This is a genomic window from Amycolatopsis xylanica, from assembly GCF_900107045.1.
GTDB classification, from domain to species: domain Bacteria; phylum Actinomycetota; class Actinomycetes; order Mycobacteriales; family Pseudonocardiaceae; genus Amycolatopsis; species Amycolatopsis xylanica.
Genome location: NZ_FNON01000006.1, coordinates 280,154 through 291,342 on the forward strand (window position 1 = coordinate 280,154; position 11,189 = coordinate 291,342).

An 11,189-nucleotide genomic window follows, 5' to 3' on the forward strand; every position below is an offset into this window, starting at 1 on the left:
GGACGGGTGCCTGACCTGAGAGCGGCCGCGTTCGGCGACGCGCCCGTGTTCGACCTGCCGCCGCCCGAGACGCCGCTCGACCGGCTCCTCACCGCGATCGTGCTCGGCGCCCGCGGCCGGTACGCCGCGGCCGCGACCCTGCTCGACGGCTTGAGGCGTGCCGAGGATCCGGTGATCGCGTCGCTGGCGCTGAGCACGCTCGCCTCGCATCGGCGGCAGCTCGGCGGGCACGACGCCGCGCGCGGGCTCGACGGGGCGGCCTTCGCGCTGGCCATGCGGGCCACCGAGGGCTCGGAGGACCCGGACGGGCTCGACGCCGCCGGAGCGCGCGTCGACGCGTTGCTGGGGCTCGCGGCGGACAATCTGGGCGCCGGACGGCTGACCGCCGCTCGGCGGTCGCTCGACCGGGCGCTGAAGGTCCCGACCGGGTGGCGCGGCCGCCTCCGCGCGGAGTGGGTCACCGCGGAGCTGGCACTCGCGTCAGGGCGGCCGGATGACGCGATCGAACCCGCCGAAAGAGCTAACGCGCTTTCCGCCGAACAGCGATCGCGGAGACACTTTGTCAAGTCGCGGCTGGTGCTGGCCGCTACGCTGTCCGCTGGCGATTCGACGGGGAGGGAACGCGCGAATGAACTGGTCACCGCCGCCTTGAGCGATGCGGAAGAATGCGAACTACATTCACTTATTTGGCCCGCGTGTCTGATCGCGGCGGGCATCGAGGGGCAACTTCGCGAGAAGTATCGATTCAGGAGCGAACAGGTGTTGCACGCAGTGTTACTGCGCGCAGATCCTGTCGGTAGGCGGATCGCGAGGCAATCGCCATGGGTGCCGGTCTGACCCCCGTTGGCCCTGATGGCGGGCCCATTCCGGCATCCGGGCTAAGAAACTTTCAAAAAAGCCACCGGATCGTGTCAAGGTCAGGGCTAAAGCGTCCGATAGGGGATATGGAATGTCACCCGGCTGCAGGAAGGAAACCCCGTGACGACGGTCTTGATCTGCGACGACCGACGCAGTGTCCGCGAAGGGCTAACTCGCGTGATGTCTGCTGTTCCAGGGGTCAGTCGCATCGACTGCGTAGCGCACGGTGACGAGCTGCTGGCCAGGTATTCCCGTCAGCCGGTCGACGTCGTGCTGGTCGGGACCCAGCGTGCGGTGCCGACCGGGGTCGAAGCCACCAGGCGTCTCGTCTCCGCGAACCCCCAGGCGAACGTGATCGTGTTCGGCGCGCCCGACGACGCGGGCAGCATCGCCGCCGCGATCGCCGGCGGCGCCCGCGGCTACCTCCGCTGGGACGCGTCCCGGCCGGAACTGGTCGCGGCGCTGGCGCACACACTGGCGAGCACCTCGGTGCCCGCGCCCCGGCAGCCCTCGGACCCCGGAGTCCAGCTCACCGAGCGCGAACTCCAGGTGCTGCGCGGGATGAGCCAGGGCAAGAGCAACGGCCAGATCGGCCGCGAGCTCTACCTCTCGGAAGACACGGTGAAGACGCACGCCCGCCGCTTGTTCCGCAAGCTGGGTGTCCGTGACCGCGCTCAGGCCGTCGCGCACGGCTTCCGCCGCGGCCTGGTTTCGTGATTCCGGCCGACCAAGTAAGTAAGTACTGAGCACTGTCTGCTGCACCCGGGTGACAGATTGCGGGCCAGGGGGATTCAACCCTGGCCCGCGTTGTGTTTTGGGTCACACGCGGCTAGATTTTCCGCCTTCCGGGTATCCACGGACTCTCGATCGGCCTCTTCCGCCTGAGCGGCGTACCCCCTTTTCTCGCTGCTCGTTTGAAAGTGCGGGGGACCGAGCGAGAGGCTGTGATGTCCGCCTGCTGACGGCGGGCGCGCCGGTATGGACCGTTGGACGAGGTCGCCGGCGCCGGAAGGTACGGTTACCACCACCGGTGTGGGTTGGTTCTTCGCCGACACCGGACTATTTGCACGCCTACACGTAACGCTGGGACTGTTGTCTGCGATGGCCAATGTGGGGGATGGACTGGATGAGCCGGTCGCCGCTGCTGTCGAGGGTGATCCCCAGGCAGTGGAGCGGCTGCTGGCGTCTATCCGTCCTCTCGTAGTGCGGTACTGCCGCGCGCGAGTTGGCAGGCAGGAGCGTTCGTTCGCTTCGGCAGACGACGTTGCCCAGGAGGTGTGTCTCGCGGTGCTCACGGCATTGCCCTCGTATCGTGATCAAGGCCGCCCATTCCTGGCGTTCGTCTATGGCATCGCCCAGCACAAGGTCGCGGACGCGCATCGCGCCGCGGCCCGTAACAGGGCGGAGCCCGTCGCCGAAGTACCCGACGAGGTCGAGAACGGTGTCGGGCCCGAGCAGCGCGCGCTCCAAGGCGAGTTGAACGAGCGGATGTCGACACTGCTCCGAGTGTTGCCGGACAAGCAACGGGAGATCGTGGTGCTGCGGGTCGTGGTCGGGCTGTCCGCCGAAGAGACCGCCGACGCCGTGGGCTCCACGCCCGGCGCCGTCCGCGTCGCCCAGCACCGTGCCCTCGCGCGATTGCGCAAGGTACTGGCCGCCGAGGAGGTGATCTGAGTGACCGATCGCGAAAATCGCCATGACTGGTCGTACGGTTCCGAGCCCGAGTTCGATCTGCCGCCGTTCCCGCTGGGGATGACGGCGTCCGAAGCCGAGTTCGCCGCCGATCTGTCGGCGGTGCAGGCCGATGACGCATTGCTCGACGCGTTGGGCGGCTCCGATCCCAAGGTCGCCGACGGTCTAGGTGACCAGGAACTCAACGCGCTGCTGCTCGCGTGGCGCCGCGACATCGACAGCGAACCGCTCGCGGACCTGGTCGACACCGACACCGCGATCACCACCGTCAAGACCGCTGCGCTGGCCAAGAAGTACGGGCAGCGCGGCGCGAGACGCAGAACACTCGTCCCGGTGGCCGCCGCGGCCGCCGTGCTCGCCATCCTGTTCACCGGCACCGGGCTCGCCGCCAAGGACGCCCGTCCCGGCGACACCCTCTGGGGCCTTACGAAGGTCCTGTACGCGGATCACGCGCGGTCCGTCGAGGCCGCCGCTGCCGCCAGGCTCGACCTCGAGCGGGCCAACCTCGCGCTCGCGGGTGGCAGGCTCGACGACGCACGCAAGGCGCTCGACGACGCGAAGGCCGCGTTGCGCCAGGTCTCGCCTGACGACAACCTCGACCAGCTCATGGAGCAGCACCGGCAGCTGAGCGCTCAGCTGGCCAACCCGACCGGCTCCAACCCGCCGCCTGCGACCACGACGTCCGGCTCCGGCTCGCCGAGCTCGGTCACGTCGATCCCGCCGTCGCCGTCCACCTCGGTGATCCCGCCCGGCACCGGTGGCGGCACCACGCAGCCGACGCCGACCCCCACGTCCAGCCCGAGCCCGACGCCGACGCCGACCACGTCGACGACGCAGTCCGGCACGGCGAACGTGCCGGGCACGAGCCCGCGCTACGAGATCCCCGACTCGTCGGACACCTCGACCACCACGTCCTCCGCCAAGCCGTAACCCATCCCCAGAACGAACAATGGCCCCCAGCGCCTAGGGCGCGAGGGGCCATCGTTTTTCCGGCTGGTGGAAAGTCAGTACGCGCTTTCGTTCGCGGTCACGCCGTCGGCGAAGCCGCGGCAGTAGTCCCAGCTCATGTAGTCGCCCGGATTCGGGTCGAACGCGGGCTCGTGCGGGCGCATGCGCCCGTCCTGCAGCAGCTGCTCCAGGCTGGCGCGTAGCAGATGCCAGTCGTGGTAGTGAGGTTCGTCGCAGTCGCCGCAGTCCACGACGATCCCGCGCACGCCACGGGGTTCCAATAGCGCCTGGTAGACGGCCAGGTCCGACAGGTCCGCGAGCAGCTCGGTGCGCTCGTCGGGGCTGATCGGCTCTTCCAGCTGGTCTTCGGCGTCGGTGAACGCTTTGGCCGGGTCGTTCGGGTCATCCTCGAACGGGTCTGGGGGCAACGCATCGTGCGGCACGACCTGCACGCTACCGGGCGGCCACCCGGCCGGGGCATGCGCCCGGCCCGGATATCATCGAGGGAAGCCACCGCGCTGTGCCCCACCTCCGCCAAGGAAGGCCCCTCACCTGTCATGACCAGCGAGAGCATTGCAGCCGCCCCGAGCAAGTTCGCGATGCTCGGCCTCACCTTCGACGATGTACTGCTGCTCCCCGCCGAATCCGACGTCGTGCCCAGCGGGGTCGACACCAGCACCCGGCTGTCCAGGAACGTGACACTGCGGATCCCGCTCGTCTCGGCCGCCATGGACACGGTCACCGAGGCCAGGATGGCCATCGCCATGGCCCGTCAGGGCGGCATGGGCGTGCTCCAGCGCAACCTGCCGATCGACGTGCAGGCCACCGCCGTCGAGATCGTCAAGCGGTCCGAAGCGGGCATGGTGACCGACCCGGTCACCTGCTCCCCGGAGGACACCCTCGCCGAGGTCGACGCGCTGTGCGCCCGGTTCCGCATCTCCGGCGTGCCGGTGACGGACGCGGCGGGCACGCTGGTGGGCATCATCACCAACCGCGACATGCGGTTCGAGGTCGACCACAGCCGCCCGGTCAGCGAGGTGATGACCAAGCTGCCGCTGATCACCGCGCAGGTCGGCGTCACCGCGGACGCGGCGCTCGGCCTGCTGCGCCGCCACAAGATCGAGAAGCTCCCGATCGTCGACGGCGCGGGCAAGCTGCGCGGCCTGATCACCGTCAAGGACTTCGTCAAGACCGAGCAGTACCCCAACGCCACCAAGGACCCCGACGGCCGCCTGGTCGTCGGCGCGGCGGTCGGCGTCGGCACGGACGGCCACCAGCGCGCGATGGCGCTGGCGGACGCGGGCGTCGACGTGCTGATGGTCGACACGGCGCACGGTCACTCCCGCGCGGTCATCGAGACCGTCTCGCTGCTCAAGAAGGAGCTGGGCGACACCGTCGACGTCGTCGGCGGCAACGTCGCGACGCGCGCGGGCGCGCAGGCGCTGGTGGACGCGGGCGCGGACGGTGTCAAGGTCGGCGTCGGCCCCGGCTCGATCTGCACCACGCGGATCGTGGCGGGCGTGGGTGTGCCGCAGATCTCGGCGATCTACGAAGCCGACCTCGCGTGCCGCCCGGCGGGCATCCCGGTCATCGGCGACGGCGGCATCCAGTACTCGGGTGACATCGCCAAGGCCATCGCGGCGGGCGCGTCGACGGTCATGCTCGGCAGCCTCCTCGCGGGCACGGCCGAGTCGCCCGGCGCGCTGATCCTGGTCAACGGCAAGCAGTTCAAGACCTACCGCGGCATGGGCTCGCTCGGCGCGATGCAGTCACGCGGCGAGGCCAAGTCGTACTCCAAGGACCGCTACGCCCAGGACGACGTGCTGTCCGAGGACAAGCTGGTCCCGGAAGGCATCGAAGGCCGCATCCCGTTCCGCGGCCCGCTCGCCAACGTCGTGCACCAGCTCATCGGCGGCCTGCGTTCCGGCATGGGCTACGCGGGCGCGCAGACCATCGCCGAGCTGCAGGAGGCGCAGCTGGTCCGCATCACCGCGGCAGGCCTGAAGGAAAGCCACCCGCACGACATCACCATGACGGTCGAGGCGCCGAACTACACGTCCCGTTAGTCCGCCCTTTCGGGCACTGCGCACGCCCTCCGGATCCTGAAGGCTTGGCCTGACCGGATCTTGGAGGGCGTTTCGCATGGCATTTTCCCGACAGGCGCTGGTGACCGTGGTCGCGGCCGCCACTTTGGCACTCGGCGGCAGCGCCGCGGCGACGGCCGTCGCGGGCGACCCCGCGATGGCCGACGCGAACGCGGCGACGTCCTCGCCGGGCGAGGTCTGGAAGAAGACCACGCTGTACTTCGGCACCGGCAAGCCAGACGGTTCGGAGGTCACCCCGGCGGAGTTCCAGGTGTTCTCGGACAAGGAGATCACCGGCGCCTTCCCCGACGGCTTCACCCGCGTGGCCGCCGACGGCCAGTTCAAGGGCGCGAACGGCGAGATCGTGCGTGAGCACTCGTACCTGGTGATCCTGCTGTACCCGCTGAACGACCGGAAGGCGAACCGGGAGATCGAGGACATCCGCGCGGACTACAAGAAGGAGTTCCAGCAGGAGTCCGTCCTGCGCACCGACACCGTGGAAAAGGTCTCCTTCTAGGGCAGCCACAGGACGTCGAGAACGTCGACGCGCCGCTGCTCGTCGAGCACCAGGTAGGTGATGATCCCCACGCCGTCGCCGAACAGCAGCTGACGAAGCGCTCCGTCGGGCTTCGTTTCGACGTAGGGCCTGCCGTTCCACGGTGCCAGTTCCAGCACGGTCATGGCTTCGGCAAGCATCGGCAACGCGTGCTCGGGCAGAGCGCGGATCTGATCGACGGCCTGGGGATCGACCTCGAGGTGAAAAGCCATGTGGTGCTAGAGCCCCAGCTCGGCCTTGAGGCTGCTCCATGACCGGCTGTCCGCGGGCGGTTCACCGGTGCGGCGGCCGCGTTCGGCCTGCTGGATCAGGTGCCGATGGCCGGCGGGGTCGGCCTGGGTCATCCGCGCGATCGTCCGCCAGTTTTCGAGAGTCGCCTGGAGCTGCTCGAGACTCAGCGTTTCCGCGGCGGTCTTGAGCGCTGCTTGGTAGGCGAGATCGAACTCGCCGGCCTCTTCCGGGAGCAGCGCTGCACGGATCGCGCGGGGTGAATCGAACCGGAGCGGATTCGGCTGCTGCGGAGGCTGCGCGGCTGCTGCGGTCATAACCACACGATAGTCCTCTATTCGCCGAATAAGCGCCCCCGTGCGTCGGCAACCCACACGGACTAGCGACAATGTGGGTGACAGCTGTTGGCGGCGAGGAGGGACTTCACGTGCGGGATCTGGTCGAGATCGGCATGGGGCGCACCGCACGGCGGGCGTATGACCTCGATGACGTGGAGATCGTGCCGTCGCGGCGCACCCGGTCCTCGGCCGTGGTGTCGACCGCGTGGAAGATCGACGCGTACAACTTCGAGCTGCCGCTGGTCACCCACCCGACGGACGCGATCGTGTCGCCGGGCACCGCGGTCGCCGTCGGCGAGCTGGGCGGGCTCGGCGTGATCAACGCCGAAGGTCTCTGGGCGCGCCACGCCAACGTCGAAGACGCGATGTTCCGACTGGTCAGGGCGGCCGAGGATGTCGACGACCCGACCGCGCTCGTGCGCGTGCTGCAGGAGCTGCACGCCGCGCCGATCCGGCTCGACCTGATCACCGAGGCCATCAAGACCATCCGCGAGTCCGGCGTGACGGTCGCCGCGCGGGTGAGCCCGCAGCACGCCGCCGAGCTGACGCCGGACCTGCTCAAGGCGGGTGTCGAGATCCTCGTCGTGCAGGGCACCATCGTCTCCGCCGAGCACGTGCAGCGTGACGCCGAGCCGCTGAACCTCAAGGAGTTCATCGGCCGCCTCGACGTCCCGGTGATCGCGGGCGGCGTCGGCGACTACCGCACGGCCATGCACCTCATGCGCACCGGCGCGGCTGGCGTCATCGTCGGCCACGGCTACACGCCCGGCGTCACCAGCACCGACCGCGTGCTCGGCATCGGCGTCCCGATGGCGACCGCGATCATCGACGCCGCCGCCGCGCGCCGCGACTACCTCGACGAGACCGGCGGCCGCTACGTCCACGTGCTCGCCGACGGCGGCATGAGCGTCTCCGGCGACATCGCGAAGGCCATCGCCTGCGGCGCCGACGCGGTCATGCTCGGCGCCCCGCTCGCCGCCGCCTCCGACGCGCCCGGCCAGGGCCTCTACTGGACCGCGGCCGCCGCGCACCCGTCGCTCCCGCGCTCCCGCGTGGCCGCTGGCCCCGACTACGCGGTCGACCTCAAGACGCTCCTGTTCGGCCCGTCCTCCGACGCCGAGGGCGTGGTCAACCTCTTCGGCGCCCTGCGCCGCGCGATGGCCAAGACCGGCTACTCGGACCTCAAGGAGTTCCAGCGCGTGGGCCTCACGGTCCGCCGCTGACCCCCCGGCCAAGCCAAAAAAATCCCAATGTGGCTTTCGTCAGCTTCGAGCTGACGAAAGCCACATTGGCTGGCTGAAAACTGACCAATGCCACATTGGGATTTTTTCCCAGGTCAGGGGGCTGTCGAGGCTTGGGCCGCTCGCTCGATTTCGGCTCGTCGGGCGGCCCAGTAGGTCGCGTCCTGTTCCGGCCGGGTGTTCGTGGCGATCGCGCCGTCGAGGTGTTCGCGCAGGATGTCGGCGTGGCCGGCGTGGCGGTTGGTCTCCGTGAGTATGTGGACCATGACGTTGAACAGCTTCACATCGGGGCGGGGCCACCAGGGGACGTGACCGGGCGCGTCGATGGCGAGCGCCGCGATCGTCGCATCGGAATGTGCGCAGACGCGCTGGTAGCGGCCGATGATGTCCTCGCGCGACTCGTCTTCGGTCGCCCACATGTCGGTGCCGCGCTGCTCGAGGTCGTCCCACCGGAGAACGGGCTCGGGGAACGGCCGGTCGAAGACCTCCCCGAAGTACCAGGCTTCTGACACGGCCAGGTGCTTGATCAGCCCGAGCAGGTTGGTTCCGGTCGAGGTCAGCGGCCGGCGGATGTCGTACTCGGAAAGCCCGTCGAGCTTCCGGACCATCTCCTCACGGATCTCTCGCAGATCACTGTGCAGGTATTCCTTCGCGAAATCGTCGATCATGACCACCAGCATGCAGGTGACCGGCGGGTAACTTACCTCTGGTCAGTTAGCGTGTCCGGAGTTACAGTCGAGGTGTGACTGCTGGTAACACCACCACCGAAGAAGATTTCGACGTCATCGTCGTGGGCTCCGGCTTCGGCGGGAGCGTCGCCGCGCTCAGGCTGACCGAGAAGGGCTACCGGGTCGCGGTCATCGAGGCCGGGCGCCGGTTCGCCGACGACGAGTTCGCCAAGACCTCGTGGGACCTCAAGCGCTACCTGTGGGCCCCGCAGCTCGGCTGCTACGGGATCCAGCGCATCCACATGCTCAAGGACGTCATGGTGCTGGCGGGCGCGGGCGTCGGCGGCGGCTCGCTGGTGTACGCGAACACGCTGTACCGGCCGCTCAAGCCGTTCTACAACGACCGCCAGTGGTCGCACATCACCGACTGGGAGTCGGAACTCGCACCGCACTACGACCAGGCGAGCCGCATGCTCGGCGTGGTCACCAACCCGACGATCACCCCGTCCGACGAGGTCATGCGCGACGTCGCCAAGGACATGGGTGTCGCCGACTCGTTCCACCCGACCCCGGTCGGCGTCTACTTCGGCAAGCCAGGCGAGAACGCGAAGGACCCGTTCTTCGGCGGCGCCGGGCCCGAGCGCACCGGCTGCACCGAATGCGGCGCCTGCATGACCGGCTGCCGCGTCGGCGCCAAGAACACACTGGTCAAGAACTATCTCTACCTGGCTGAGCAGGCGGGCGCGCAGGTCATCCCGCTCACCACGGTCACCGCGATCCGGCCCAAGGGCGACGGTTTCGAGGTCGACCTCCGCCGCACCGGGAAGCGGACCAAGAGCACGCTCACCGCTGGCCAGGTCGTGCTCGCCGCCGGCACCTGGGGCACGCAGAACCTGCTCCACAAGATGAAGGACACCGGCACGCTGCCGAAGCTGTCGCGCAGGCTCGGCGAGCTGACCCGCACCAACTCCGAGGCGATCATCGGCGCCGCGCGCACCCAGGTCGACGAGAACCGGAACTTCAGCAAGGGCGTCGCGATCACCTCGTCGATCCACCCCGACGAGACCACGCACATCGAGCCCGTCCGCTACGGCAAGGGCAGCAACGCGATGAGCCTGCTGCAGACCATCGCCACCGACGGCGCCGCGAAGAAACCGCGCTGGCGCCAGGCGGTCGACTTCATGGTCAAACACCCCATCCAGACGGTGAAGCTGCTCAACGGCTACCGCTGGAGCGAGCGGACCGTGATCCTGCTGGTGATGCAGAGCCTCGACAACTCGATCACCACCTACACCAAGCGAGGCCTCTTCGGCCGCCGCAAGTACACGTCCAAGCAGGGCCACGGCGAGCCGAACCCGAGCTTCATCCCGGCAGGCCACGAGGCGAACGTCCTGACCGCGCAACGCATCGGCGGCATGCCGGGCGGCACGTGGGGCGAGATCTTCGACATCCCGCTGACCGCGCACTTCATCGGCGGCGCCCCGATCGGCACCGACGCCTCCAGCGGCGTGATCGACCCGTATCACCGGGTCTTCGGCTACCCCGGACTGTCCGTTGTGGACGGCGCGGCCATCACCGCGAACCTGGGCGTCAACCCGTCGCTGACCATCACCGCGCAGGCGGAGCGCGCGTTTTCCTTCTGGCCCAACAAGGGCGAGCAGGACGCGCGGCCCGCCCAAGGCGAGTCGTACGCCCGTCTCGCGCCGATCGCGCCCAAGAACCCCGCGGTGCCGTCAGACGCTCCGGCCGCGCTTCGCTGACGTCCGACTTTCGTAAGACGGTTTCGGCTGGTCCGCAGCCCGGTGAAGTGCTGTGCTGATGTGATGACTTACGACTTCACCGGACTGCGCGCGGTGTTCATCAACGCCACGCTCAAACGATCGCCCGACCCGAGCAACACCGACGGGTTGATCGAAATCAGCAAGGGCATCATGGAGAAACACGGCGTCGGCGTCACCGTGCTGCGGGCGGCCGACCACGATATCGCGACCGGTGTCTGGCCGGACATGACCGAACACGGCGCGGCCACGGACGAGTGGCCGTCGCTGTACTCGAAGATCATGGACGCGCAGATACTGGTGCTGTGCGGGCCGATTTGGCTCGGTGACAACAGCTCCGTGATGAAGCGCGTCATCGAACGCCTTTATGCCTGCTCCTCGCTGCTGAACGACGACGGCCAGTACGCCTTCTACGGCCGGGTCGGCGGCTGCCTGATCACCGGCAACGAGGACGGCGTCAAGCACTGCGCGATGAACGTACTCTACAGCCTGCAGCACCTCGGCTACACGATCTCGCCGCAGGCCGACGCCGGCTGGATCGGCGAGGCGGGCCCCGGGCCGTCCTATTTGGACCCGGGCTCCGGCGGGCCAGAGAACGACTTCACGAACCGCAACACCACGTTCATGACCTGGAACCTGCTGCACCTGGCCGCGATGCTCAAGGCGGCGGGCGGCATCCCCGCGCACGGCAACCAGCGCGCGGCGTGGGACGCGGGCTGCCGCTTCGATTTCGAGAACCCCGAATACCGCTGACCTCGGCCGGGTGAAGCACGCAACCTTTCGGGCGGCCGGTACGTC

Annotated in this window: 13 protein-coding genes; 9 read left to right on the forward strand and 4 right to left on the reverse strand. The window is 68.8% G+C overall.

Annotated features, from left to right (window positions below; all coding sequences use genetic code 11):
- Positions 1-6 precede the first annotated feature (6 nt).
- The 4 genes from BLV57_RS28045 to BLV57_RS28060 all read left to right on the forward strand — a co-directional run bounded on the left by BLV57_RS28045 (position 7) and on the right by BLV57_RS28060 (position 3,480).
- Entirely contained in the window at positions 7-837 is an 831-nt protein-coding gene (locus BLV57_RS28045) for a hypothetical protein (RefSeq protein WP_091293754.1), read from the forward strand.
- Positions 838-978: 141 nt separating this feature from the next.
- Positions 979-1,575: a response regulator transcription factor gene (locus BLV57_RS28050; protein WP_003073605.1), complete on the forward strand. Its 597-nt coding sequence runs from the start codon at positions 979-981 to the stop codon at positions 1,573-1,575.
- 384 nt (positions 1,576-1,959) lie between these two features.
- On the forward strand, positions 1,960-2,532 hold the full coding sequence (locus tag BLV57_RS28055) for a sigma-70 family RNA polymerase sigma factor (RefSeq protein ID WP_091294233.1): 573 nt from the start codon (positions 1,960-1,962) through the stop codon (positions 2,530-2,532).
- Positions 2,533-3,480 (forward strand): anti-sigma-D factor RsdA, encoded by a 948-nt coding sequence (locus tag BLV57_RS28060; RefSeq protein WP_245757547.1) that lies wholly within the window; start codon positions 2,533-2,535, stop codon positions 3,478-3,480. It abuts the gene before it with no gap.
- A 74-nt stretch (positions 3,481-3,554) separates the two neighbouring features.
- Here the strand turns inward: BLV57_RS28060 and BLV57_RS28065 are convergent, their stop codons facing one another.
- On the reverse strand, positions 3,555-3,950 hold the full coding sequence (locus BLV57_RS28065; RefSeq protein WP_091293756.1) for a DUF5319 domain-containing protein: 396 nt from the start codon (positions 3,948-3,950) through the stop codon (positions 3,555-3,557).
- A gap of 105 nt (positions 3,951-4,055) precedes the next feature.
- Here BLV57_RS28065 and guaB point away from each other — a divergent pair, with 105 nt between their 5' ends.
- A complete protein-coding gene (gene guaB, locus BLV57_RS28070; RefSeq protein ID WP_091293757.1) occupies positions 4,056-5,564 on the forward strand; it encodes an IMP dehydrogenase in 1,509 nt (502 codons plus the stop codon).
- 76 nt (positions 5,565-5,640) lie between these two features.
- The gene (locus BLV57_RS28075; RefSeq protein WP_091293759.1) at positions 5,641-6,099 is read left to right on the forward strand and encodes a DUF3574 domain-containing protein; all 459 of its coding nucleotides are present in this window, start codon (positions 5,641-5,643) and stop codon (positions 6,097-6,099) included.
- Here BLV57_RS28075 and BLV57_RS28080 read toward each other — a convergent pair.
- Entirely contained in the window at positions 6,096-6,350 is a 255-nt protein-coding gene (locus BLV57_RS28080; RefSeq protein WP_091293760.1) for a hypothetical protein, read from the reverse strand. The genes BLV57_RS28075 and BLV57_RS28080 overlap by 4 nt on opposite strands.
- Positions 6,351-6,356: 6 nt before the next feature.
- Entirely contained in the window at positions 6,357-6,683 is a 327-nt protein-coding gene (locus tag BLV57_RS28085; protein ID WP_091293762.1) for a DUF6247 family protein, read from the reverse strand.
- Positions 6,684-6,793: 110 nt separating this feature from the next.
- On the opposite strand from BLV57_RS28085, the gene BLV57_RS28090 reads away from it, so the two are divergent.
- Positions 6,794-7,927, forward strand: coding sequence for a GuaB3 family IMP dehydrogenase-related protein (locus tag BLV57_RS28090; RefSeq protein ID WP_091293764.1), 1,134 nt, complete (start codon positions 6,794-6,796; stop codon positions 7,925-7,927).
- A gap of 113 nt (positions 7,928-8,040) precedes the next feature.
- Here the strand turns inward: BLV57_RS28090 and BLV57_RS28095 are convergent, their stop codons facing one another.
- Positions 8,041-8,613 carry a DinB family protein gene (locus tag BLV57_RS28095; RefSeq protein WP_176968846.1) on the reverse strand — a complete coding sequence of 191 codons (573 nt, stop codon included), beginning with the start codon at positions 8,611-8,613 and terminating at the stop codon, positions 8,041-8,043.
- 74 nt (positions 8,614-8,687) lie between these two features.
- Here BLV57_RS28095 and BLV57_RS28100 point away from each other — a divergent pair, with 74 nt between their 5' ends.
- Together BLV57_RS28100 and BLV57_RS28105 are read left to right on the forward strand one after the other, a co-directional pair.
- Positions 8,688-10,373, forward strand: a complete 1,686-nt coding sequence (locus BLV57_RS28100; RefSeq protein WP_091293768.1) for an FAD-dependent oxidoreductase — start codon at positions 8,688-8,690, stop codon at positions 10,371-10,373.
- 63 nt (positions 10,374-10,436) lie between these two features.
- Positions 10,437-11,144 (forward strand): flavodoxin family protein, encoded by a 708-nt coding sequence (locus tag BLV57_RS28105; RefSeq protein WP_091293769.1) that lies wholly within the window; start codon positions 10,437-10,439, stop codon positions 11,142-11,144.
- Positions 11,145-11,189 lie beyond the last annotated feature (45 nt).